At 61.4% G+C, this 22,671-nt stretch carries 23 protein-coding genes; 10 read left to right on the top strand and 13 right to left on the bottom strand.

The features are described from left to right. Positions 1 to 21: 21 nt before the first annotated feature. From NW853_RS06650 to recJ, 6 genes are all read right to left on the bottom strand, one after another. A complete protein-coding gene (locus tag NW853_RS06650) occupies positions 22 to 954 on the bottom strand; it encodes a CHAD domain-containing protein (RefSeq protein ID WP_414348478.1) in 933 nt (310 codons plus the stop codon). 162 nt (positions 955 to 1,116) lie between these two features. Continuing rightward, entirely contained in the window at positions 1,117 to 1,734 is a 618-nt protein-coding gene (gene tmk, locus NW853_RS06645) for a dTMP kinase (protein WP_414334763.1), read from the bottom strand. 46 nt (positions 1,735 to 1,780) lie between these two features. Further along, positions 1,781 to 2,821: a hypothetical protein gene (locus tag NW853_RS06640; protein WP_414334764.1), complete on the bottom strand. Its 1,041-nt coding sequence runs from the start codon at positions 2,819 to 2,821 to the stop codon at positions 1,781 to 1,783. Between the two features lie 114 nt (positions 2,822 to 2,935). Continuing rightward, complete coding sequence (gene rdgB, locus NW853_RS06635; RefSeq protein ID WP_414348475.1) at positions 2,936 to 3,529, bottom strand: RdgB/HAM1 family non-canonical purine NTP pyrophosphatase; 594 nt, start codon at positions 3,527 to 3,529, stop codon at positions 2,936 to 2,938. A 36-nt stretch (positions 3,530 to 3,565) separates the two neighbouring features. Continuing rightward, positions 3,566 to 4,231 (bottom strand): metallophosphoesterase family protein, encoded by a 666-nt coding sequence (locus NW853_RS06630; RefSeq protein ID WP_414334766.1) that lies wholly within the window; start codon positions 4,229 to 4,231, stop codon positions 3,566 to 3,568. Positions 4,232 to 4,237: 6 nt separating this feature from the next. Next, positions 4,238 to 6,691 (bottom strand): single-stranded-DNA-specific exonuclease RecJ, encoded by a 2,454-nt coding sequence (gene recJ, locus NW853_RS06625; RefSeq protein WP_414334767.1) that lies wholly within the window; start codon positions 6,689 to 6,691, stop codon positions 4,238 to 4,240. A gap of 101 nt (positions 6,692 to 6,792) precedes the next feature. Between recJ and NW853_RS06620 the strand changes: the two genes are divergently transcribed. Together NW853_RS06620 and NW853_RS06615 are read left to right on the top strand one after the other, a co-directional pair. Continuing rightward, the gene (locus tag NW853_RS06620; protein WP_414334768.1) at positions 6,793 to 7,200 is read left to right on the top strand and encodes a hypothetical protein; all 408 of its coding nucleotides are present in this window, start codon (positions 6,793 to 6,795) and stop codon (positions 7,198 to 7,200) included. Between the two features lie 190 nt (positions 7,201 to 7,390). Next, the gene (locus NW853_RS06615; protein ID WP_414348472.1) at positions 7,391 to 8,491 is read left to right on the top strand and encodes an SPOR domain-containing protein; all 1,101 of its coding nucleotides are present in this window, start codon (positions 7,391 to 7,393) and stop codon (positions 8,489 to 8,491) included. A 42-nt stretch (positions 8,492 to 8,533) separates the two neighbouring features. Here the strand turns inward: NW853_RS06615 and NW853_RS06610 are convergent, their stop codons facing one another. The 4 genes from NW853_RS06610 to NW853_RS06595 all read right to left on the bottom strand — a co-directional run bounded on the left by NW853_RS06610 (position 8,534) and on the right by NW853_RS06595 (position 12,300). Continuing rightward, positions 8,534 to 9,247: an HNH endonuclease gene (locus tag NW853_RS06610; protein ID WP_414348469.1), complete on the bottom strand. Its 714-nt coding sequence runs from the start codon at positions 9,245 to 9,247 to the stop codon at positions 8,534 to 8,536. A gap of 23 nt (positions 9,248 to 9,270) precedes the next feature. After that, on the bottom strand, positions 9,271 to 10,062 hold the full coding sequence (locus NW853_RS06605) for a DsbA family protein (protein ID WP_414348466.1): 792 nt from the start codon (positions 10,060 to 10,062) through the stop codon (positions 9,271 to 9,273). An 83-nt stretch (positions 10,063 to 10,145) separates the two neighbouring features. Further along, complete coding sequence (locus NW853_RS06600) at positions 10,146 to 10,679, bottom strand: RNA recognition motif domain-containing protein (protein WP_414334772.1); 534 nt, start codon at positions 10,677 to 10,679, stop codon at positions 10,146 to 10,148. 253 nt (positions 10,680 to 10,932) lie between these two features. Further along, positions 10,933 to 12,300 carry a glutamate-5-semialdehyde dehydrogenase gene (locus tag NW853_RS06595; protein WP_414334773.1) on the bottom strand — a complete coding sequence of 456 codons (1,368 nt, stop codon included), beginning with the start codon at positions 12,298 to 12,300 and terminating at the stop codon, positions 10,933 to 10,935. A 313-nt stretch (positions 12,301 to 12,613) separates the two neighbouring features. Between NW853_RS06595 and ctpC the strand changes: the two genes are divergently transcribed. Next, a complete protein-coding gene (gene ctpC, locus NW853_RS06590; protein ID WP_414334774.1) occupies positions 12,614 to 13,909 on the top strand; it encodes a carboxyl-terminal processing protease CtpC in 1,296 nt (431 codons plus the stop codon). 117 nt (positions 13,910 to 14,026) lie between these two features. Beyond that, entirely contained in the window at positions 14,027 to 14,944 is a 918-nt protein-coding gene (gene argF, locus NW853_RS06585; RefSeq protein ID WP_414334778.1) for an ornithine carbamoyltransferase, read from the top strand. A 20-nt stretch (positions 14,945 to 14,964) separates the two neighbouring features. Here argF and NW853_RS06580 read toward each other — a convergent pair whose 3' ends face one another. Then, a complete protein-coding gene (locus NW853_RS06580; RefSeq protein WP_414334775.1) occupies positions 14,965 to 15,390 on the bottom strand; it encodes an ExbD/TolR family protein in 426 nt (141 codons plus the stop codon). Between the two features lie 3 nt (positions 15,391 to 15,393). Next, a complete protein-coding gene (locus NW853_RS06575) occupies positions 15,394 to 16,086 on the bottom strand; it encodes a MotA/TolQ/ExbB proton channel family protein (RefSeq protein ID WP_414334779.1) in 693 nt (230 codons plus the stop codon). Positions 16,087 to 16,348: 262 nt separating this feature from the next. Here NW853_RS06575 and NW853_RS06570 point away from each other — a divergent pair, with 262 nt between their 5' ends. Next, positions 16,349 to 18,160: a S8 family serine peptidase gene (locus NW853_RS06570; RefSeq protein ID WP_414348464.1), complete on the top strand. Its 1,812-nt coding sequence runs from the start codon at positions 16,349 to 16,351 to the stop codon at positions 18,158 to 18,160. Continuing rightward, on the top strand, positions 18,160 to 18,381 hold the full coding sequence (locus tag NW853_RS06565; RefSeq protein ID WP_414334777.1) for a hypothetical protein: 222 nt from the start codon (positions 18,160 to 18,162) through the stop codon (positions 18,379 to 18,381). The genes NW853_RS06570 and NW853_RS06565 overlap by 1 nt, the downstream gene beginning before the upstream one ends. Before the next feature lie 238 nt (positions 18,382 to 18,619). On the opposite strand, the gene psbQ is transcribed toward NW853_RS06565, so the two are convergent. Beyond that, positions 18,620 to 19,018, bottom strand: coding sequence for a photosystem II protein PsbQ (gene psbQ, locus NW853_RS06560; protein WP_414335259.1), 399 nt, complete (start codon positions 19,016 to 19,018; stop codon positions 18,620 to 18,622). Positions 19,019 to 19,200: 182 nt separating this feature from the next. Between psbQ and NW853_RS06555 the strand changes: the two genes are divergently transcribed. The 4 genes from NW853_RS06555 (at position 19,201) to NW853_RS06540 (ending at position 22,600) form a co-directional block, all read left to right on the top strand. Further along, on the top strand, positions 19,201 to 20,379 hold the full coding sequence (locus tag NW853_RS06555) for a TRC40/GET3/ArsA family transport-energizing ATPase (protein WP_414335260.1): 1,179 nt from the start codon (positions 19,201 to 19,203) through the stop codon (positions 20,377 to 20,379). Between the two features lie 62 nt (positions 20,380 to 20,441). Then, entirely contained in the window at positions 20,442 to 21,662 is a 1,221-nt protein-coding gene (locus tag NW853_RS06550) for a ribulose bisphosphate carboxylase small subunit (RefSeq protein ID WP_414335262.1), read from the top strand. Positions 21,663 to 21,734: 72 nt separating this feature from the next. Further along, positions 21,735 to 22,319, top strand: coding sequence for a thylakoid membrane photosystem I accumulation factor (locus NW853_RS06545; protein WP_414335264.1), 585 nt, complete (start codon positions 21,735 to 21,737; stop codon positions 22,317 to 22,319). Next, the gene (locus NW853_RS06540) at positions 22,316 to 22,600 is read left to right on the top strand and encodes a hypothetical protein (protein WP_414348461.1); all 285 of its coding nucleotides are present in this window, start codon (positions 22,316 to 22,318) and stop codon (positions 22,598 to 22,600) included. The genes NW853_RS06545 and NW853_RS06540 overlap by 4 nt, the downstream gene beginning before the upstream one ends. Positions 22,601 to 22,671 lie beyond the last annotated feature (71 nt).

The following is a 22,671-nucleotide window of genomic DNA, read 5'->3' as shown; positions in this document are numbered from 1 at the left end:
GTTCCCCCTTCGGGGGGATCCCTAGAAATTGGAAACAAACCAATTGCAATAAAGCTGCCGCTGCTCAGCAGTAGACAGATAGCGCTGTTGGTAGCCGGGCCACTCCTGGAGGGCTAGCTTTTGTTGCTCTTGGAGAAGGGTTTGCAGTTCTGAGTCTGCGGGCAGCTCGGCTTGCAAAACTTGCAAGTCGTTAAAGCGGCCCAGTTGGTCTTGCAAGCGCTTCAGGGTCGCTATCCAATCTTGCATGGCTTCCCCGTAAAAGGGCGCAAAAAACTCCACCTGATAGCGCAGCCGTTTGGTAGCCTTGCGCAGCTCGTGCAGTTGCTCAGCTTGAGCCTCCGTCCTGGGAAAAGCAGGGATCCGCCAACCCGGTTGCAGCAGCCACTCGGCCAGCAGAGGGGTCAGCAAATGGGGCAAGCTTTCCAGCAAAGGCAGCTCTGCCTGAGGCTTGTAGCGCGGGTGAGCCAGCCACTGCTCGCAGGCGGCTTGAAACTCCAGAAAGTCGGAATCTTCGAGGATGCGACGGGAGCGCTTCTCAGCTTGGGCTCGACGTTGCCGCAGATCTTGCCTTAGCTTCTCCAGCTCCGCTTGCTGGGCCGCCGGGATCCCTTCCCAGCACGGCTCCTGCAGGATTTCCAGCAGCACGTCCAGATCCCGCTGTTTGCCCAAAGCCCTGGCCAACTTTTGCAGGCGTTTGGGCTTAAGAGGTTTGGGCAGCCGGACAGATCCCTGAAACACCTCCACCCAGGTGCCAATACGGCGCAGGATCACCCGGATTTGATGCAAGGATTCTACTGCCTCTGGATGCTGGGCCAGAACTCGCCGCACGTGTTTTTGCAGTCGCTGCCATTGCTGGCTCAACAGTTGGTGGGCTTGGAGCGCCAGAGAGGACGAGGACAAAGGGGAAAGCATGATCTGGTTCTGTTCACCCTTTTGCTCGGTACCCAGCAACATCGCATCTATAGACAGGTCTCCCTTTCCAAAAGCCCAGCGAAGCAATCGAAAAGACAAAACTCTCGCCCGCGGAGCCGCCCAGCCAACCTAACCTAGGAAGAGGTAGAGCGGCTTTGCTTTTTAACCTAATCTTAACCTTAAGGGGGCGAGAGGGGAGAGATACTAACTTGCACTGTTGTCGCGCCGGGGTAGGCGGGGCTTCACCACCGACCAAATCCGTGCCGCTACCTCGGCAGGGGATCCCTCGGCATCGATGCGGACAGTCCGCTGCGGTTCTGCAGCGGCCAGGGCTTGGAACCCTTGGTAGACGCGGCGGTGGAACTCCAGGTGCTCCTGTTCCAGTTTGTCGCCAAGATGGGAGCGCGCTAGCCCCACTTCGGGAGCAAGATCCAGCCACAGGGTGAGATGCGGCTGCAGCCCGCCGGTGGCCAAGTGGTTGAGCTGGCGGATCTGCCCCAAATCCAGCCCCCGACCGTAGCCCTGGTAGGCCAGGGTGGAATCGGTGTAGCGATCACAGATCACCACTTGTCCCGCCGCCAGGGCCGGCGCGATGACCTTGCTCACGTGTTCAGCCCGATCCGCCGCGTACAGGAGCAGCTCGGCCAGCGGCGTCATGGGATCCCCGTGCAACAGCAGCTCCCGCAGCACCTTTCCCAGTGCTGTGCCCCCTGGCTCGCGGGTACACAGGCAAGCATAGCCCTCTTGTTGAAGCTGCTCGGCCAAAAGGGACTGCTGAGTGGTTTTGCCCGCTCCTTCTCCACCTTCTAAGGTGATGAACACGTCCTCGCCCAGGAGAGTGTGTCAAAGGATTGTTTGAGGGGCATGGCTAGCGCAGGTTGAGTTGAGGCTGCAAATTGAAGGAGTGCCCCGGCACCATCACGTACACATCGGGGATGTTGGTGGGCTCCAGGCCTTGCAAGGCCAGCCCTTCGATGTTGGAGCGCAGGGTGTTGTTGATGGTGGTTTCCAGTTGGGACAAAACCTGGGCCTCGTTACCCTGACTGGCCAAGCTGGGAAACTGGTTGTAGATGGCGCGGGCCAAGCCGCTGGCGAGAGGGAGCTGGATGAGGGTGAGGTTGGATCCCCCCAATTGTGGGCCTAAGGTGTCTGCCCGCCCGCGGATGCCCAAGGCCTGCAGGGCGTTGGCGGTTTGGCTGACGGGGATGGTGCAGGTGTCCATCTTGTAAATGGGCACCGAAGCCATGGTGAGGGCGGAAACGCTGGTCAGTTGCACCACGGTAAAGGAAGCCGTGCCATTGTAGGCAAAGCAAAAATCCCGGAAGGCCGCCGGCACGTTGGCCGCGCGGATGGGACGCTCATCGTCGAAGCCGCCCGACTCGGCAAAGATGTTGCGGATGGCAAACCCGCCGAAGAAAGCCAGCAAGGCCACCACCAGCAGGATTGTCAGATCCGAGGAGGAGACTCCCCCTGAGGAGCTGCTGCTGCGTCCTCCACCTCCATATCCTCCACTGCCGCCGTAGCCGGCGGTGTAGCCGTAAGTTGCAGACCGGTAGGAGCCCGCATAGGCAGAAGAGCGGGCGGATCCGTTCCGGCTGCCGGAGACAGAACGGCGGGGAACTAGGGCCTGTCCAGAACGCTCACCCGCTCTTCTCTGCTCACCCTTTTCGTTGTCTCGGCTGCGGCCAGAAGGTCGCGAAGCCCTGTGGCTATCCCGCCCATTCTCCTCATCCAGCCAATCTTCTGCGCCCGCAACAGTTGAGCCCTCTTCCGGCAAAGGGGGCGGAGAACGACGGCCGCCCGCTGCTCCGCTGGAGTTTGGACTGGAAGTAGAATCTGGAGAACCACGGCCAGCAGCCTGCTCTGTCGCGGCGGTGGGATCGCGATCCTCAAACTCGGAGAAGCTCATGTTGCCTCAAGTACTCCCTTTCGGCTGCCAACGCAAGAGGGTTTTCCCTGTCCCAAACCCTCAAGAATTGGACTAGTGTATCCTAGCAGCTCCCAAGCCTTTGGTGAGTCTAGGCTAGCCCAGACTGCCCTCCAAGGCGAGCAACTGCTCCTTGAGGGCGCGTAGGGCCTGGCCGCGGTGGCCGATGGCTTCTTTTTGCGCCGGGCTCATCTCGGCAAAGGTTAGCTCCACCTCCGGCACCCAAAACAGCGGGTCGTAGCCGAACCCCCCCTTTCCCCGCGGCTGGGTCAAGATTTCCCCGTGGCAAAGGCCTTCCACCAACGCCTGCACCTGGCCCTGGGGATCCACCAGGGCGATGGCGCAGTGAAAGGTGGCTCGGCGATTTGGGATCCCTTCCATCTCCTGCAGCAGCCGCTGGATGCGGGCGGCATCGCTGTTAGCATAGCGAGCCGAGTGGATCCCGGGGGCGCCGCCAAGGGCTGCCACCGCCAGGCCGGAATCGTCGGCAATGGCCCACTCTCTCAGAGCTTTGGCCACGGCCTTGGCTTTGAGAAGGGCATTCTCGGCAAAGGTGGTACCGGTCTCTTCCACCTCAATTGCTGCAGGCAGACGGAGCAGCTCCCAAGCGGGGGCATGGACTTGGAAAAAGGCGTTGAACTCGCGCCATTTGCCAGGGCTGCTGCTGGCCAAGATCAAAGAACGGGGCATGAAAGGGATCCTAGCGCAAATCCAAGGGATCCCTGCCTAATCAATCTCGAGAACCATGTTGTGCAGAGCCGCGTTGATCACCAGGGTGGATCCCCACCGCTCTACCTTGCCCCCATCCCAATGCATGTGTCCGCAGATGTAGTAGCGCGGCTGCACCTGTTCCAATAAGGGGCGCAAAGTGGGCGTGCAATGGTGATACCATTTTCCGCCTTCATCCAAAAGACCTTGCGGCGGAGCATGGGTCAGCAGCAGGTCAATGGGCCGGGGGGGTTGACGGTAGAGGTGGAGCAGCTCCTGCAAATGGCCGGAGGTGAGAGACCAGCTCCAACCACAGGGGGGAGTCCAGGGCACAGCCAAAACCTGTAACCCCAGCCACTCAAAGCAGCAGGACTGGGTGATGGCCCGCCCCCAACTGCCAGCCAGCGAATCCAAAACCGCAGCCGCCGGATCGTGGTTGCCGGGCAGGAAGAGCCAGGGCTTGCCCAAACTCTCCACCGCCGCCAGAAAAGATTGCAACTGGGCTACCTCGGCTTGCGCTGCCGGATGAAAGCCCTGGGTGGCTTTACGGGAGGGCTTGCCGGCCTTGGAACAGAAATCGCCGCAGTTGATGTAAGCATCCACCTGTGGCAGATGGGCCAGGGCCTGCCGGATCAGCCGGTCGCTGCCGTGGTAGTCGGAGCCCAGCAGTAGCTTAATTCCCATGCTGCCCTACACCGCTGGCGCAAAAGGAATCTGCAGCAGCCGGGCGGCCACTTGCTGCCAGGAGCTGCGGTACCAAGCTTGCTGGGCCTCCAGTTCTTCGTCCAGGGATCCTGTGGGGCCAAAATCCGAACAGGCATACCCCAGGGAGCGCAAGCCTGCCACCAATACCGCCGGAGACAGCCACCATTGCTGGGCCAAGCGCAGCAGATCCACCTGGCTGTGGGTTTGCAGGTATTGGCGGAGCTGGCGTTGCAAGCCGGTGGCGGAGGGTAGGGGCACCGCTTGCCGATGGACGGCGATCAGCAGCTCACTGCTGGGAGTACCCCAGAGCAGCCACTTGAGGTGATCCACAGAAGGAGGCCAACTCCACAACCAGAGTTGATCGTAGCGGTGGCCGGTTTGGGGGCGGTCGTAGTGGAGAGTCAAGTGCCGCCCAGAAGACAGGACAAGCGAAGGGCGGCGGAAGCCGTAGAACAGGATGGTTCCCCGCGCCCGGGGCAAGAGGACAGAAAACCGGTCTACAGCTTGCCAACGCAAAGGCTGGGTGGGCTGGGGGGTGGGTCGCCAGATCAACAGGGGTGAGGACTCGGTCTCGCTCTGGGAGTGGGACATGGAAGGAGCAGCGTCCAGAGGAAAGGGGGGGGTGCGGGCAGCAGCCTCTTGGGCAGGTCGGATCCCGACAATTTCCAGCTCCAGTTGGGTTTCTCCCTGCCACGTTTTGGCCTTCAGAGTGTAGGCGAGGTCAACTCGGTCGGGCAGGGGATAATTCTCAGCCCCTCGCCAGCGAATGGCCCACAGGGGACGGCTGCGGGCTTTGGCGGTTGAGGCTAGTGAGGGTTCTGCTCGGTTGCCAAAGGCAGAAGTGTCGGGATCCTGAACCAGCAGCTTCAGGTGGCTGGGGGTATCCCCACTAACGGCCCTTGCGCCAAAGCGCTGCTGTTGCAGCACCTGCAGGTTGCGGCTGCAGAAGACCGGCTCAGGGTTGCCGATGCCACAGGGCTGCAGATGCTGAAGCTCTCGATAGAGGTCAAGGGTGAGATCCGCCAGTGCCACCTCCACGTCGATCTGTACCAGCGGCTGGATCTGCTCCGGCTGCAACTGCTGTTGGGCAAACTGCCGCAGCCGCTCTTCAAAAAGAGGCCAGTTTTCCGCCCTCAGGCTAAATCCCCCTGCCGCCGGGTGGCCGCCGTGTTTGCTGAACAGATCTTGGCAAAACTCCAACGCCTGAAACACGTCGAACTCCGGGATCCCCTGCCGCGCCGAGCCGCTGACCTCCCCTTGCCGCGACTGGCTGCCGATGAACACCGGACAGCCCAAACGCTCTGCCAAGCGCGAGGCCACGATGCCGATCACCCCTTTGTGCCATTTCTGCTGCGGGGATCCCAAAATCGTCAACACCCGTTCCTGCCGCAGATCCCGACCTTGCCGGGCAATTTGCTCCAGGGCCTCGGCCTCGATGCGGCTGCACATCTGCTGCCGCACCTGGTTGAGGCGTTCGCAGCGGCGGGCCAGTTTCTCCGCCTGCTGCGGGTCGTCGGTGGTCAGCAACTGGATCCCCATTCTCGCCTGGCCAATCCGCCCAACGGCGTTGATGCGCGGCCCCAGGCCAAACCCAATCCACTCAGGCCGCAGCTCCTCTGGGGATCCCTGCACCCCCATCACCTGCAACAGGGCGCGGATCCCGGCCACCTGGGAAGTGGGCAAGAGGTTCAGCCCCTGCCGCACCCAAAGGCGGTTGATCCCTGTCAGCGGCGCCAAATCGGCAATGGTGCCCACGGTAAACAGTTCCAGCGCCACCCGCTCCAAATGGCCGTCACCGCGCCGCTCCGCCAGCGCCTGGGCCAGGAGGTAGGCCACCCCCACCCCGGCCATCCCTCGATAGGGAGAAGAGAGCGGGAGCTGTTTGGGATTGAGGATGGCGTCGGCAGGGGGCAACTGGGGCGGCAAATCGTGGTGATCCGTCACGATCACCGTCAAACCTAGGGCTTTGGCCAGTTGGATGGGCTCGTGGGCAGAGATGCCGTTGTCCACCGTGAGGATGAGGCGCACCCCCTCGCGGTGCAGCTCTTGCACCATGCGGCTGTTGAGGCCATAGCCCTCGGTCATGCGGCTGGGAATGCGGTAAACCACTGGCGTGCCCCGCAACGCCCGCAGCAGCAGAGCCGTGCTGGTCATGCCGTCGGCATCGTAGTCGCCGCAGATGGCAATGGGCTCTTGTCGGCAAATCGCCCCATCCAGCAGTTCCACCGCCAGCGGCAAATCGGCAAAATCCTGGCTGGGCGGGGGCAGGTGGGCGGGATCCGGCTGCAAATACCGCTGCACAGCAGCAGGGCTAGAGAGGCCGCGATTGAGCAAGATCTGAGCCAACACAGAGGAGACCCCCACTGCCTCGGCCAAGTTCTGGGCAGCCAGTGTGTCTGCAGAATGAAACAGCCAGCGTTGGGCAGGGATCCCGGCCATTGCAATCGGTCTTCAGGTAGCAGGTAGCAGTGCTACAGTTGGCCTATGGGCTATCCTTTTGACATTAACTCAAAACGCTCCTCTGCTCTTTCCTGCCGCCGATGTATTCTCTGCTGCTTACCTATGGCCTCAACCCGCTGACAGGCTGGAAGCTATTGGTCAAGTCTCCTGAGCAAGCCTCTCTGTGGACGTTGGCCCGGCAGCTTTGGAGCCGCCCTGGATCCCGGCGCCGCAGGCCGCGCCTCCAAATCTCTCTCGGCCGCCTCGTGCCCGAACAGACCGAGCGCCTGTCTAAACTGGAGGTGCTGCTGCGTCTAAGATTTTTCATCGCCCTCGAAGCCGAAACCCCGGATCAGCCCTTGCCAGCTCTTCCCTCCGGCCAGGGATCCGCTATTCAGCTTGCCCACTACACAGAGGGCTCGCAGCAGTACAAGACGGAGATCATCCGCTTTGCCCTGGGGGGATCCCGCACCCTGACTGCTCGGCGCCGCCGGCGCCGCCGCTTCTGAAAACCCCTGGGCCGCAAACCATTCCCGCCAGGGGTGGAGTTCTGCCGACCTGTCTATACTAGAGATGCACCCAAAAATGCGCTAAGTCTGTGCTTATCCCGTGAACGCCGGGCTGTTTCAGTGCCGCAGATGGCTTATAAACCAAAGGGCTGCTCCAGGGTGGCAGGGGCTCCCTGCTCCACGGCTGGGGATGACAGCGGCCCTCTTGGCCGGATCCCTGGCGGCTTTTGTCCTCGCCCTGCCTGCTGCTTTGGCCTTGACCCGCTACCAGGTACATGTGCTGGCCAACGAGGCAGCCGCTCTAGCCCAGGTGCGCGGCCAGGTGCCGGATGCCTATTTGGTGCAAGGGGACGGGCAGGTGTTCATTTTAGCGGGGACGTTCATCAACCGCAACCACGCCCAACGCCGCCAGGCTGAATTGGAACGGTTGGGCTTGCCGGTGCGGGTGGTGAGCCGTCAAGATACGGATCCGCCCCTTTCGCCCGCTTTTCCCGCCCAAACAGCGCCCGACCGCCCCTCCCCCAGCTCTGAAAACCCTGCCCCGCCGGCGCCAACGGCTCCCCCCTCCGATCCCCAGCGGCCCTTTGCCACCTATGTGCCCAACCCCAGCAGGGATCCCCGGCTGGAAGAGCGGGTGCGCCGCTTTTTTCCAGGAGCTGCTGTGGTGCAGTACCGCGGCCAGGCGGCTTTGCAGACGGGCACCTTCTCCCGCCTGTCGCTGGCGCAGGATCAGGCCCGCTGGCTGACCGCCCAGGGCTTGCCGGCAGTGGCGGTGTCGCTGGCAGGGGAGGAAGCTGTAGGGGATCCTGACTCCAATCCACCTCAGGGGGAGCGCTACTGGGTGTTGGTGGCGGATCCCAGCGGTGAGAAATGGCCTGCACTCAAACAACTGCTAGAGGGATCCCTGCCTTTGATCTACGACGACCTGCGGGTGGTGCGCACGGGCGGGTTTGCCGATCCGGCTGCTGCCGCCGAACAGGTGCGGTACCTGGCCGACCGAGGCTACGAAGCCGGGATCTTCCCCGCCGATCTGCGCCGCTCTCGACCGCTTCTGGTTCAGGATCCCACCCCCTCTCCCGCATCCCTGCGCGAAGAAGGCACAGGCGGATTTTGGGTGGTGGTATCCGCCGGCGCAGAGGCGCTGCCCAAGCTGCAGCAGTTTGCCCCTGACGCTTTTGTGCGCGGCTCTGTGATTCAGGTGGGCACTTACCGGCAGCGGGCCAATGCCGAACAGGCGCGGCGCGCCCTGGCCGAGGCGGGGTTTGACGCCCGCATCCTGCCCGTGGAGTAGCAGCAGCCAGCTTCAGCTCCTCTCCCTGAGGGAGAGGGGAGGTCAGGAACCGTCTCGCTGCTGTTGAGAATAGCCCCATTGGGCCTCGCTGCCCTTTGCACCGCTTGTTGGAATCGCCAGGGATCCTTCTGCGAGTGAGATCGCCACTAGGGTGAGGCGCAGGGTTTCCGCCTGCAATTGGGCCGGGCTGGCCAGGGGATAGGCCAACTGTTGCACCACGTGGGGGCGATCCCCGCCGCCAAGATCTAAGCTGGGATCCAACCAGTCCAGTTGCCTTTCGCAGGGGCTGGACAAGATGCTGTGGACATCCTCCACCCCCCGATTGGCCCCGGTGAGGCGGAGCCAACGCCGAAAGCTGGGCCAAAGGTGCTGGGGCAAGGGTCGCACCTGACCCGGCACAGCCCTGTCGAAATAGATGAGAAAGTCTGCCTTCCAGCCGTTGCAGGCCGGGCAGAGGGGCTGCAAGTTGGCAGCCGTGTTGGGCCCCCCGCGGCTGAGGGGGATGATGTGATCCTGGACAGGAGCGGATCCCAACTGTGACCATGGCCTGCCACAGCAGGGGCAACAGGGGTACCAGCGCAACAGTTGCCAGAACTCGGCAGCAGCAACTTGGCCCGTCAGGTCGTAGCTGCCCCGCTTTTCCTTGGCGCGAGCGGCCCGCTGCTTCTGGCGTTGTCGGCTGGCACAGGTGGGGCAGGGATCCGGTCGAAACAGGAACTCATCCCCGCACTCCGGGCAACGATAGGGACTCGACATCAGGACCTAAGACCCTGAACGGGCTAAAGAGCTTGTTTGGCCTGTTGCAGCGTCTGCTCAAACACCTCCAGCGGCTGCGCCCCCGAGAAGGCAATGCCGTTCAAGATGAAATAGGGCGTGCCGCCAATGCCCAGTTGAGAGGCCAGATCCATATCCCGCTGAATGGCTCGCTCTGCCGCCCGGCTGCGCCGATCCCGGTTGAACTTCTCCACGTTCAGGCCCAACTTCTCGGCAGTGGCCACATAAAACGCATCTCCAAGCTGGGATTGGTTGGCGAACAGCTCGTCGTGAAATTCCCAGAACTTACCCTGGCGCTGGGCAGCCCAAGCCGCGCGAGCCGCCGCCATCGCCTCCGGGTGGATGCTGGTCAAGGGCAGGTGCTTGTACACCAAGGTCACCTCGTTCCCGTGCTCGGCCATGAACTGTTTGAGGGTATCGTGGGCGCGGGCGCAGAAGGGACATTGAAAATCGGAAAACTCCACCAACACCAACCGCAAAGCCTCGGATCCCAGTTGGGGAGAGTCTCCGATGACGGCACGCGGGTTCTCCCGCAACTGACGGCCAAATTCTTCCGCCAACTGCTGCTGCTGCTGCTGCTGCTCTTGGTACTGTCGCTGCTGGTATTCCTGGACAGCCTCTAGGATCACCTGGGGGTTCTTGCGAATGATCTGGAGCACCTGCTCTTCCAAATCTGCCGGGGCCGCCGCCGCCGGCAGGAAAACCGCAGCTCCACTTCCCACTCCCAGCAGAACCATTAGCCCAAGCAAAAGTCCGGCCTGAGCCCAAGCGCGAAAAACCCTCACCAGCCTATTCATCCTAACCCCCCTCTCAGACATGCCCAGAACTCCACACAGCCTACCGTCGGATCCCAACGGTGTCTATCACTCCTTCGGGGGGATCAGGAATTGGTGGCCTGCAGAAGCTGCTCCTTGATCCGCTGCAACTGGCTGGCCCAGCGGGGATCCGGCTCAGAGGCTGCCTCGCTGGCGGCAGCGACAGTGGCGCGCCCGCCTTTGTTGCCGCGCTGGCGTTGCTTTTTGCTGGGAGCAGAGTTTCCTGCTGATGGATCTTTAGAGCCTTTGGCCTCAGAATCTCTGGATGCTCTGGAATCTTTAGACTCCTTGCCAGACTCTTTGGCTGAGGGCTCAGGAGCTGCCGCTTTGGATGGGGCCTCTTCCCCTCGGTCGCGCGGCTGGGCGATCTCAATGCGCAAGTTAACATCCCCAAAGCTGTGGCCATTGAACTTTTCGATGTACTGCTGCGCCTGCTCCTCGGTGTTCACCGTTACAAATCCGAAGCCGCGACACTTGCCGGTCTTGCGATCCCGAATCACCTTGGTGGAAATCACCTCGCCGGCAGAGCGAAAGAGCTTCTCCAACGCCTGACGATCCACCTCTTCCGGCAGATTTCCGACATACAGACGCACAGACATGATTCAGTGAAGCTCCTAATCGAAATAACAAAAGGCGACCAAAAAGCAAGGTGCTGGGTCAAAGGCGCTCAAGTCGGCACAGTTGGAGTCCAGAACCCAATCGTTAATTGTCACACCACAGCGCGACACGAAGCACAACCTTTGCAAATCACAGAGCTATTCTTTAATCTACCCCAACCTGGAGCCGCCAAGACGAGGAGAACGGTTTTTATGAACGCTTGCCTCATAACCTTTCCGGGGCAGGCCGTGTCCCCTAGGCCAAACCGGTGTTGTTCAGACGATCTCGATGTTGAAAAGGCCGGGCCTGCGGGCCTGTATAGTCGGCTACAAGATGTCCTTGCCCTCGCAGTTGGTAGCGGTAGGTCACCAAGCCCTCCAAACCCACCGGGCCGCGCGGCGGCAGTTTTTGGGTGCTGATCCCCACTTCTGCCCCAAAGCCGTAGCGGAAGCCGTCGGCAAAGCGGGTGGAAGCATTGTGAAAGACTCCTGCCGCATCCACTTCATCCAGAAATCGACGGGCGGCGGCGGCATCTTCGGTCACGATGGCCTCGGTATGGCGGGATCCGTACTGCTGGATGTGGGCAATGGCCTCGTCAAGGGAGCCGACCATCTTGATCGAGAGGATCAAATCGGCGTACTCGGTGCTCCAGTCGGCCTCAGTGGCCGGGATCAGATCCGGCACCAGCTCGCGGCAGCGGGGATCCCCGCGCAACTCCACCCCTTGCTCGCGCAGCGCCTGGACCGCCGGGGGCAAAAACTGGGGGGCAATGTCCGCGTGCACCAGCAGGGTCTCGATGGCGTTGCAGGCGGCGGGGTACTGGGTTTTGCTGTCCAGCGTCAGCCTCACCGCCATCTCCACATCGGCAGCCCGATCCACGTACAGGTGACACAGGCCATCGGCGTGGCCCAGCACCGGGATGCGGGTATTTTCCATGATGTAGCGGACAAAGCTGCTGGAGCCGCGGGGGATAATTAGATCCACCAGCCCCTCCAGTTGCAGCAGGGCTTTGATCTCCTCACGGCTGGTGAGCAGCTGCAAAGATCCCTGGGGAAAGTCCGGGATCTGCTGCAGCCCCGCTTGGATGGCCGCCATCAACGCCTGACAGGAGAGCAGGGCTTCGGATCCCCCTTTGAGCAAGACGCTATTGCCCGTTTTCACCGCCAGGGCGGCAATTTGCACCAGAGCATCGGGCCGCGACTCGAAGATCACCCCCAGCACTCCCAAAGGATAGGTGCGCCGCTCCAGTACCAGCCCCTCGTCCAGCTCTCGGATCAGCAAAGCTCGGCCCACCGGATCCCCTAGCCGGATCACCTGCCGCACTCCGGCCACCATGTCCGCCAACTTGTGGGGATCCAGCTTCAGGCGGGCATAGGCGGCTGCCGACAACTCCCCGGCCTCGACCCTCTCTGCTGCCTGCTCCAAATCCGCCTGGTTGGCCGTCAAGATGGCCTCTTGGTGTTCCAGCAGGGCGGTGGCCATGGCCTCCAGAGCAGCATTTTTAATAGCAGTGGGCAAGGTGGCTGTGCGCTGGGCGGCAGCGCGGGCCAACTGCACTTGGGACAGCAAAGGCCGATCGAAAGCGGCCGCAAGCGAGTTAGGGCAGTCGGTGGAGAGGGACATAGGGTCAAGAAGGCGGCACAAGCGCCCATCCAGAACAAAGAGCGGCAATTGGGTTGGGATGTGTGATGAATGGGATCCCAGGAGCGCCCTTGTGGGGATCCCTATGCTAGGTTAGGCACATTCGGGCTGTGCCATTTGCAGCCTACCAAACTTTGGATCCCACCGGCTGCGGCGGGGTACTCCTCCTTCATCTCCGATGCTTCTGGGATGAGGGCGGACGAGAGAAAGCTTTTGCTTGCACTTCCGTTCCCGGACGGTTAGCGATCCACCTCGTCAACCTCGACTTTTAGCACCTTGTCTTCCAGGAGAGCCAATGAGAAAGCGTGGGTTTGTGGTGAGTGCAACGGCTGCGGTAGTCACAGCCGTGTCGCTGGTTGGCGTGCAGCTATCCAGTCCGGGTTGGGCAGGGTTTCGCCGGGATCCCAAAGAAGTGGTGGACGAAGTTTGGCAGATCGTCAATCGCGAGTACGTCGATCCTTCCTTTAACTCCGTCGATTGGGAGGCGGTGCGGCGGGATCTGCTCAGCCGAGAATATGCCACCCGAGAAGATGCCTATGCGGCCATTCGCGAAGCCCTGAAGAAACTGAACGATCCCTACACCCGCTTTTTGGATCCCGATCAGTTCGCCAGCATGCAAATTGATACATCCGGCGAGCTGACCGGGGTGGGGATCACGCTGGGCATGGATCAAGAGACGAACGAGCTGGTGGTGATCTCCCCCATCGAAGGGTCCCCCGCCGACCGGGCCGGGATCAAATCCAAAGACGTGATCGTGCGCATCGACGACAAGTCCACCGAAGGCATGGACACCAACGCCGCGGTCAACCTCATTCGGGGCGAGCCGGGTACGCGGGTGCGGCTGACCATCCGCCGCGAGGGAGAAGGGCTGAAGGTGTTCGACCTGGTGCGGGAGAGAATCGAGCTGGCCACCGTGCGCTACGAGGTTCACGAGGAAAGCGGCCTGCCCATCGGCTACATCCGCATCACCCAGTTTTCCGGCAACGCTGCCGAGAAGATGCGCCAAGCCATTCGCGAGCTGGAGAAACGAGGGGTGGCCGCCTACGTTCTCGATCTGCGGGCCAACCCAGGGGGGCTGCTCTACTCCAGCGCCGAGATCGCCCGCATGTGGATCGACCGAGGCAGCATTGTCTCGACGGTGAACCGGCAAGGGGAGCAGGATCGCCTCACGGCCAACAACACCGCCCTCACCGACAAGCCTTTGGCCGTTTTGGTGGATGGGGGATCCGCCAGCGCCAGCGAGATCCTGTCGGGGGCTTTGCAAGATAACCGTCGCGCCGTGATCATCGGCACGCAAACCTTCGGCAAGGGCCTGGTGCAGTCGGTGCATCCCCTGTCGGATGGGTCGGGCCTGGCGGTGACCATCGCCCGTTATCGCACCCCCAACGGCACCGACATCGATCACAAGGGCATCACCCCCGATATTTTGGTGGAGTTGTCTGAAGAAGATCTGAAGCGGCTGGGCCAGAACCGGGAGTTGGTGGCCACCTCGGCCGACCCCCAGTATGCTGCCGCCATCCAGGCCCTCCAGGCTCAGATCTCGGCCCGTCGGCAACAGGCCCAAGAGGCCATTCGTTCCTCTTCGCGGTAGCCGGATCCTGAGGCCGTGGTCGAGCTGAGGCTCAAAGACCAACGCGGGGTTGGCAATGCTGGGTTGTTCGTGGAGGTGGCGCGCGGCACTATGGCCGAGTCGAAGACCGTGGGATCTGTGAACTTAGCCGGGCGGGATCTGCTCCGGCTCAGCGACCTGACATCGGCAGAGCTATCGGCCCTGCTGGCTCAAGCGGCGGAACTGAAGCGGGATCCCTATCGGGCGGATCTGCGGGGTCGGGTGCTGGGGCTGTTGTTTCAAAAGGCTTCCACCCGCACCCGCGTCAGTTTTACTGCTGCCATGGCCCAGTGTGGGGGCAGCACCCTGGATCTGGTACCGACGGCGCTGCAGGTGAGCCGCGGCGAACCCCTGCCGGATACGGCCCGCGTCCTCTCCCGCTACCTGGATGTCATTGCCATTCGCACCTACGACCAGCGAGAGCTGGAGATCTTTGCCGAGTATGCCGAGATCCCGGTGATCAACGCCCTCACGGATCAGTTTCACCCCTGTCAGGTGTTGGCCGATCTGCTCACCATCCAGGAGAACTTCGGCCAACTGGCGGGCCTGACCTTGGCCTATTGCGGCGACGGCAATAACGTTGCCCATTCCCTGCTGCTGGGCTGTGCCATGAGCGGGATCCACATCCGCGTCGCCACACCCCCCGGTTACGAGCCGGATGGGGCGGTGGTGGCAGAAGCACAAGCCCTGGCCCAGGGATCGCAGGTGCTGGTCTTACGGGATCCCTACGCAGCAGTCGCAGGAGCTCAGGTGGTCTATACCGACGTGTGGGCCAGCATGGGCCAAGAGGATCAGGCCGAGGCCCGCAAAGCCCACTTCCTGCCCTACCAGGTCAACGCCGCGCTGATAAAACAGGCGGATCCCGAGGCTATCGTGCTGCACTGCTTGCCTGCCCACCGGGAAGAGGAGATTACTGCCGAGGTCTTAGAGGGATCCCAGTCCCGTGTGTGGGATCAAGCAGAAAATCGCCTCCACGTGCAAAAGGCGCTGCTGATCCAACTGCTGGGGGCAGGGTGACCCCAGAGAGAGGGAAGGTGTCAACGGTTATTGGCGGGGCGGCGGGCGGCAATGGCCAGGCTGACGTTGGGCAGCCGCTGCAGGGTATCCATCACCTCTACCACCTTGCCGTGGGAGAGGGCCAAATCGGCGTTGATCACCACCAGGCGGCGCCCTTCAGCCGGCTTCTCGGCCAGGATGCGTTCCACCGTCGGGATCAGAGCGGAGATATCGGCGATCTTCTCCTGGTTGACGGCGATCTGGCCTTCTGCCGTGATGCTCACCGTTACATCCGGCTGTAGACGAACTTGGGCCGTGGTTGCGTCCGGCAGGTTGACATCCAGCGCTTCCGAGCGGGTGAGCACCAAGCTGGCGATGACAAAAAACACCAAGATCGAAAAGATGACATCGATCAAGGGCACAATATTAATCTCGCCGGAGCGGAAGTTTTCTTCGGGGATGCGCATGGCTTAAGAGGGCTCAAGCGAAGAGTAGGGCGGAAGGGTGGAGCTGCCACCGGGTCTGGACTGCGTGTAGGGGTACTGGGAAAGTTGCTGGGCTTGCATCTCTTGCCGCTGCCGATGCAGCAACTCCAGCTCGCCGCCGTACTCCTGGATCTTGGAAAGTTGCCGCAGGTAGAGAGAGCGGAAGACATTGGAGATCAGCAAGGTGGGAATGGCCACGATCAGCCCAAAGGCGGTCGAGTAGAGGGCTTCGGCAATCCCCTGACCCACCCCCTGTGTGTCGGTGCCGCCGATATCTCCCAGTTGGATGGAGCTGAGGATCTGGATGATGCCGGTAACCGTGCCCAGCAGTCCCAGGAAGGGGGCAACGGTAATGACAGTGTCGAAGACCGTGTTGAAGCGCTTCAGCAGGGGCACCTCTGCCGCCAGGGCTGTTTCCAGGGCCAACTTAAAATCTTCGGGGCTGGCTTCGTTCAGCTCCAGGCCGGCCAAAAAGATGCGAGCAATGGGCAGGTCGGCATTTTGTTCCAGCAGATACTGGGCAGCGCGTGGGTTGCGGCGGTACTGGCTGAGGGCTTGCCGCACCACCTCCTCCTGCCGGTGGGTGACCTTCCACCAGAACAAGGCCCGCTCGATGCAACAGGCCACCGAGAAGACCGAGAACGTCAGCAGGGGGATGGAATAGTACCAACCCTGGATCAGGAGCTGCAAAACTCTATCCATACGACCCTGACTTCCCCCTTCTTCTTCGCTCATCTTGTCATAGCACTTTCTCGGCAGGGCTGGGATCCCTTCTTGCGCGGCGAAGGTTGCACCTTTTGGCAATTTTGCCCCAATCCCGGATCGCATCTCGTCAATCGTCGATCCAGAAGGCATACTGGTTGCAACCATTTTGGTTTGGATCCCGAGGGCGTGAATTATGAAATTCAGACGCTGGTTGGGCCTTTGCTGCGCCGGACTGATGGCACTGCTGTTGACGGCTTGCGGCAAGGGATCCACCCCCTACGACAGCATCGTGGTCAACTTTGTTAATACGGCCACCCCCAGCCAGATTGCCGCTATCGCCAAAGAGTATAATTTGACGCTCCGCCCCAGCAGCGACAGCGCTTTTGCCCGCCAAGAAGCGATCTACCTATTTGACGTGGATGCCGACCATCTGGGATCCACGCGGCGGCTGGTCAAGCGGCTCACCAACGAAGCTTTGATCGAGTACGCTCACCCCAACTATCAATTCCAGGCGGCCTTTGTGCCCAACGACCGCCTCTATCCCCAGCAGTGGAATCTCAGGGCCATCCGCATGCCGGAAGCCTGGGACATCTCTCAGGGGGAAGGGGTGACGGTAGCCGTGGTGGATACTGGGGTGACGCGAGTTCCCGACCTGGCCCAAACTCAATTTGTGCAGGGCTATGACTTCGTGGACGATGATGAGGACCCGGAAGACCTCAACGGCCACGGCACCCATGTGGCGGGAACCATCGCCCAATCCACCAACAATTTCTTGGGTGTAGCCGGCATCGCCTTCAAGGCCAAGATTATGCCGGTGCGGGTGTTGGATGCCAACGGCTTCGGCTCCCTGTCGGATGTGGTGGAAGGGATCCGCTATGCTGCCGACCACGGGGCCACGATCATCAACCTCAGCCTGGGTAGCCGCGCTTCGGCCCGACTGATGGAAGAGGCCGTAGCCTATGCCCACAGCAAAGGGGTGACGGTGATCGCAGCCGCCGGCAACGAAAACTCCGACCAGGTGAGCTACCCGGCCCGCTACCCGCATGTGATCGCTGTCTCGGCCACCGGCCCCGATGGCAGCAAAGCCCCTTACTCTAACTATGGGGTGGGGGTGGACATCTCTGCCCCGGGCGGCGCCAAAACCCCCGATCACCCTGAGTACGGCATTCTGCAGCAGACCATCAACCGCCGCAACCCCAACGAGCCGGTCTTTGCCTACTTCCAAGGCACCAGCATGGCCACTCCCCACGTGGCCGGCGTGGCGGCGCTGATCCAAGCCCAGGGCATCAAAGACCCGGACAAGGTGGAAGAGGTGCTGAAGATGTCGGCCACCCCGGTGCCCGGCGACAAACAGAACTTCTACGGGGCCGGTCGTCTGGATGCTGCCAAGGCGCTGGCCCGAGCCACCGGTCAGCAAGAGGAGAACCCCCTGGTGCTGTGGCTGAAGGACTTCCTGCAATACCTGAACAACAACGGCTACCTCAACCCGCGCTTCTGGTTTGATGGCGGCCCGATTGCCCTGGTGCCCAAGCTGCTGATGGTGATAGGCGGCTACATCATCCTGGTGCTGATCCGCTGGTGGCTGGCTCCCAAGCCGATGCGGGCAACAGTGCCTTTGCTGGCCGGGATCCTCTTGGGCAGCGCCGGCCTCTTCCCACTGCAGGGCTTGGCCATTGTGGGTGCCCCTCGCTGGCCCTTCCAATTGGCGGGGAGCTCCCTGCCGGAGCTGGGCACCGCCTTGGCCCAAACCAACGCTTTGAACCCCTTGTTTGCCAGCGTCTTGATCCCGGGCCTGTTGCTGGTGCTGCTCCTGGGCCATCGGCGCTGGCGCTGGGCGGTGATCGGCCTCTCTATCGGCATGGCCTCCCATCTGCTCTTGTCCGGATCTCTGTTCTATGAGGGGGTAGTATGGCTTGGATCCTCTGCTTGGCTGGGTCGCTCCTTTTTGCTCTTCAATGGCCTGCTCTGCCTGGGCCTGGCCTATTTGGGAGCACAAGCCATCCTGGAGTCCCAGTCCAACAGCACCGGTCTAGCGCTGAGGCGGTGATGGAAGAATACAGCGGTACCATCCAGTTCCTGGATATCGAAGGAGGGGTGTGGGTGCTGACCCTGCCTTCCGGCCAGCACTATGCCCTCTTCCGCGCCCCCAAAGAGCTCTTACAAGAGGGGTTGGAAGTCACCATCCAGGGACAGCTCAAAGAAGACATGGTGACGGTGGCTCAGGTGGGGCCGGTCTTGGAGGTGAAGAGCTTCCGACGGCAGCCCTAGCTTGGCCCAGATACAGATCGATCAACCAAATCGGGGATCCCCGCTCAGGGATCCCCATTTTTTCTAACTTTTTGGGATGTTTCGCTGCGCCAGCGTCTTCTGGATCCCTCACCCCCAGCCCCTCTCCCTGAGAGACATCCCTCACCCCCAGCCCCTCTCCCTCAGGGAGAGGGGAGCTGGGGATGAACGTAACGAACCGTTTCATTGCCGTTTGAAATGACGGTCAGCTCAACACAGCCTAGGAAAACACGGCCTCCAACTCTTGCAACGTCTTTTTCACCTTGGCCTGGGCTGCTTCCACCTCCGGTTGGTCATAGGCTTTGGCGGCAAAGTCCAGTTGTTCCAGGCTACGGCCCATCTCCTTGGCCAGGCGCAGCACTTCCCGCTTTTGCCGATCCGGCAAGGTGGCCGCCAGGCCGGTCAAGGTCTTGCGGGTCAGGCCCATCGGTCCGTGGATGTAGGAGCGGATCTCCAACCAGTCCTCCGCCTCCACCAGGCTTTGCAGCCGCTCCACCTGTTGCTCCAGTTGTTGCAGCTCTCGGGGCAAGCCTGCAGCCGCCTGTACAGGAAGCGATCCCAGCCACAGCCCCAATGTCAGGATGGCAACCAGCAACACACTCCGCCAGCGACAGATCATCACGTACCTCCCACATGCCTGCAACAGGCTTGATTTCAAGGACTCCGTCCCGCCGACACGATCGGCAATCAAATCAATAGTTTACCTGCTGGCTGCACCCCAGCTCCTCGGCTACCTCTCAAAGAGCAGAGCAAATCGGCTAGGCTAGAGCTATCCTGTAAAAGAATGTAAATGGCGCTCTCATGCAACGCATCATCCTCATGACCGGCAAGGGTGGGGTCGGCAAAACCTCGATGGCAGCGGCGACCGGCTGGCGTTGTGCCGAGATCGGCCTGAAAACTTTGGTGCTGAGCACCGATCCGGCCCACTCGTTGGCCGATAGCTTCGATCAGCCCTTGGGCCATGAGCCGGTGGAGGTCAAACCCAACCTTTGGGGCGCGGAGCTGGATGCCCTCAACGAGCTGGAGCTGAATTGGGGATCCGTCAAAACCTACATTACCCAGGTGTTGCAGGCGCGTGGGCTGGATGGGGTGCAGGCGCAGGAGCTGGCCATTTTGCCGGGGATGGACGAGATCTTTGCCCTGGTGCGGGTCAATCGCCATTACGACGAGGGCAAGTTCGATGTGCTCATCATCGACTCAGCCCCTACGGGCACGGCTCTGCGCCTTTTGAGTTTGCCGGATGTTTCCGGCTGGTACATGCGCAAGTTCTACAAGCCCCTGCAGGGCTTGGCGCAGATGCTGCGTCCTATTGCCGAGCCAATTGTGAAGGGACTGACCGGGATCCCCCTGCCCAATGACCAGGTACTGGATGCCCCCTACGAGTTCTACCAGAAGATCGAGCGGCTGGAGGGCATCCTCACCAACAACCGCATCACCTCGGTGCGGCTGGTCACCAACCCCGAAAAGATGGTGATCAAAGAATCGCTGCGGGCCCACGCCTACCTCAGCCTTTACGGCGTCGCCACCGATTTGGTGATTGCCAACCGCATTCTGCCGGATGGAGTGGTGGATCCCTACTTTGCTGCCTGGAAGGCCGCCCAACAAAAATATCGCCGGGAGATCCACGAGAACTTTGCTCCTCTACCGGTGGTGGAGATCCCGCTGTACTCCGAGGAGTTGGTGGGGTGGGACGCCCTGGCCCGCCTGAAAAAAGACCTTTGGGGAGAGCGCAACCCGGCGGAAGTGTTCTACACCGAGCAAACGATGCATGTGGTCACCGACAACGGCCAGTACCGCCTGGATCTGTACTTGCCCGGGATCCCGAAAGAGCAGGTGGAACTGAGCAAAACTGGGGATGAGCTGAACATCCGCATCGGCAACCACCGCCGCAACCTGGTGTTGCCCCAGACCTTGGCAGCCATGACCCCGGCCCGCGCCAAGATGGAAGAAGACTACCTGCGCATCCATTTTGCCGCTTGAGCCTGTAGCCCTCTGCCGAAGAGGTATCCTCAAATAGCAAACAGCCAGCTAACCCGGAGCGGATGAGCTACTACATTGCCCCCACCTTCCTCAAGGTCGTCGCCCTGCACCTGACGAAGAATCATCTCCCTTTGCCGGACGTGCCGGTTCCGCTCATCTTGGGCATCCACGGGCGTAAGGGTGAGGGCAAGACCTTTCAGTGCAACCTGATTTTCGAGCGCATGAAGGTCTATGCCGTTCACATCTCCGGCGGTGAGCTGGAAAGTCCCGACGCCGGGGATCCGGCTCGCATGATCCGTCTGCGCTACCGTGAAGCTGCCGAGCACATCCGCAAATTTGGCCAGATGGCCGTGCTGATGATCAACGACCTGGATGCCGGTGCTGGCCGTCTGAACACCATGACCCAGTACACCGTCAACACCCAACTGGTCAGCGCCACCTTGATGAACATCGCCGACAACCCCACCAACGTGCAGCTTCCCGGCAGCTACGATCCCAAGCCTCTGCCACGCGTGCCCATCATCGCCACCGGCAATGACTTTTCCACCCTCTATGCCCCCCTCATCCGCGATGGGCGCATGCGCAAGTTCTATTGGGAGCCCAGCCGCACCGACCGCATTCACATCGTTCACGGCATTTTTCAGGCTGACGGGCTGTCGCTGGAGGAAGTCGAGCGCCTGGTGGACACTTTTCCTGAACAGGCCATCGACTTTTTCGGCGCCCTGCGCGCCCAACTTTACGACGAGCAGGTATGGCAATTGATCCAACAAGTGGGCCTAGAGGGCATAGCCTTTCGCCTGCTCAAAAGCAAAGAAGGCGCCCCCCACTTTCCGCCGCCGCGATTTTCTCTGGAGCAGTTGATCCAGGCCGGCCACCAGCTCAAAGCCGAGCAACAACAAGTAGAAGCCCGTCGCCTCTCCGAAGAATACCTTGGCCTCAAGCGCTCCGCCTCCCAGGAGCCGCCTCCCGCTTCCCCGCCATCCCCTCCTGGGGCTGCTCACTCGGTCGATCCTCCCCCCGTTCCGCTCAACCCAAAAGTGCAGGCCCATATTCGCCAGATCCTGGCGCAAGGATACGAAATCCAGGTGGAGCACGCGGATCCGCGCCGCTACCGGGTTCATTCCTGGCAGGAGTGTGGAGTTGCCCACCTGAAAGAATGGGCCGCTGCCTGTCAGGCTGTCGAGCAGTGCCTCAGCCGTTTTCCCAAGGACTACATCCGGCTGGTGGGCGTAGATCCAGTGAAAAAACAACGGCGGATCGAGACCATTATCCAACGTCCATGAGGGGATCCCACCGCAAACTGGAAGGGGGAGTGCGGCGCCAGAGCAAAATGGCACAATGAGGGAGCCCCCTCTTTGCTCGACAATCCTCTCCAAATCATGCTGTGGCTGCGCCTTCTCCTGGTGGCTTTGTGCGTCGTGTTCATGGGCTGGTTGTCTCCGCCTGCCAATGCCCTCCTCAACGACGACCGCTACGACGGCAACATCTTTGCCCTCTACGGCTCCAACGGCGGCATGATCCCCCCTCGTGTCTCCCTGAAGCAGGCCAAAGAACAAGGGATCCCGGCCCTCCTCGTCTACTACATCGACGACAGCAGCGATTGCAAAAAATACGCTGCCACCCTGGCCAACCTGCAAGTTCGCTATGGGCTGGGAGTCTATTTCATCCCTTATTCTGTCGATTCCCTCTTGCCCGGGGATGAGCGCGGCCAGTACTACAGCGGTCGCGTTCCCCAAACCCTTCTTTTTGACTCCCAGGGCAACATTGCTTATCAATCCATCGGCAACCGCCCCATCACGGAAGTGGAAAACGCCATTCGCGCCCTCTTCCACCTGGATCCCGTCCCCCCAGGGGTGATCAAAGCCAAGCCCTTCAACGAGATCCAAACCGGATTTTCCCGACCCCGTTCCCCCGCCCCCCCAGCCGAGGCACAGCCGTGACCGCTCCTCCCGATTCCCCGGATTCGCTTGAGGCTCTGCAAACCAAGCTCGAGATCTTGCAAGCGCGGCTGGTCGACCTACGCGAGCTGGAGCGCCTGTCCCAGCTTTCCCCCGAACACTGGGCTGAAATTCAGGCGGAAGTTAGCCAATTGGAACAACGCCTGCAAGCCTACCTGTTGGAAGTGTTTAACCCCGTTCCCACCACCTTTTGGCAGGTGCTGCGTTTTGGCGGCCTCGGTCTGCTCCTTGGCATTGCTCTCCAGCGCTGGGTGCTGAGCTAACACCCGTTAAGAAAGATCAAAAGTCTTGGATCCCGGAGCCCTTTCCCATGCGCCTGCGACGCCCTAGGCCC

Source organism: Synechococcus sp. H55.11, from assembly GCF_047462475.1.
Lineage (GTDB): Bacteria > Cyanobacteriota > Cyanobacteriia > Thermostichales > Thermostichaceae > Thermostichus.
This window is presented reverse-complemented; position numbering and strand designations above follow the sequence as displayed.

Excerpts from the sequence above, each read along its gene's own strand:
- NW853_RS06650 (WP_414348478.1), bottom strand. The coding sequence starts at position 954 with ATGTTGCTGGGTACCGAGCAAAAGGGTGAACAGAACCAGATCATGCTT.
- NW853_RS06640 (WP_414334764.1), bottom strand. The coding sequence starts at position 2,821 with ATGAGCTTCTCCGAGTTTGAGGATCGCGATCCCACCGCCGCGACAGAG.
- rdgB (WP_414348475.1), bottom strand. The coding sequence starts at position 3,529 with ATGCCCCGTTCTTTGATCTTGGCCAGCAGCAGCCCTGGCAAATGGCGC.
- NW853_RS06630 (WP_414334766.1), bottom strand. The coding sequence starts at position 4,231 with ATGGGAATTAAGCTACTGCTGGGCTCCGACTACCACGGCAGCGACCGG.
- recJ (WP_414334767.1), bottom strand. The coding sequence starts at position 6,691 with ATGGCCGGGATCCCTGCCCAACGCTGGCTGTTTCATTCTGCAGACACA.
- NW853_RS06620 (WP_414334768.1), top strand. The coding sequence starts at position 6,793 with ATGTATTCTCTGCTGCTTACCTATGGCCTCAACCCGCTGACAGGCTGG.
- NW853_RS06615 (WP_414348472.1), top strand. The coding sequence starts at position 7,391 with ATGACAGCGGCCCTCTTGGCCGGATCCCTGGCGGCTTTTGTCCTCGCC.
- NW853_RS06610 (WP_414348469.1), bottom strand. The coding sequence starts at position 9,247 with ATGTCGAGTCCCTATCGTTGCCCGGAGTGCGGGGATGAGTTCCTGTTT.
- NW853_RS06605 (WP_414348466.1), bottom strand. The coding sequence starts at position 10,062 with ATGAATAGGCTGGTGAGGGTTTTTCGCGCTTGGGCTCAGGCCGGACTT.
- NW853_RS06600 (WP_414334772.1), bottom strand. The coding sequence starts at position 10,679 with ATGTCTGTGCGTCTGTATGTCGGAAATCTGCCGGAAGAGGTGGATCGT.
- NW853_RS06595 (WP_414334773.1), bottom strand. The coding sequence starts at position 12,300 with ATGTCCCTCTCCACCGACTGCCCTAACTCGCTTGCGGCCGCTTTCGAT.
- ctpC (WP_414334774.1), top strand. The coding sequence starts at position 12,614 with ATGAGAAAGCGTGGGTTTGTGGTGAGTGCAACGGCTGCGGTAGTCACA.
- NW853_RS06580 (WP_414334775.1), bottom strand. The coding sequence starts at position 15,390 with ATGCGCATCCCCGAAGAAAACTTCCGCTCCGGCGAGATTAATATTGTG.
- NW853_RS06570 (WP_414348464.1), top strand. The coding sequence starts at position 16,349 with ATGGCACTGCTGTTGACGGCTTGCGGCAAGGGATCCACCCCCTACGAC.
- NW853_RS06565 (WP_414334777.1), top strand. The coding sequence starts at position 18,160 with ATGGAAGAATACAGCGGTACCATCCAGTTCCTGGATATCGAAGGAGGG.
- psbQ (WP_414335259.1), bottom strand. The coding sequence starts at position 19,018 with ATGATCTGTCGCTGGCGGAGTGTGTTGCTGGTTGCCATCCTGACATTG.
- NW853_RS06555 (WP_414335260.1), top strand. The coding sequence starts at position 19,201 with ATGCAACGCATCATCCTCATGACCGGCAAGGGTGGGGTCGGCAAAACC.
- NW853_RS06550 (WP_414335262.1), top strand. The coding sequence starts at position 20,442 with ATGAGCTACTACATTGCCCCCACCTTCCTCAAGGTCGTCGCCCTGCAC.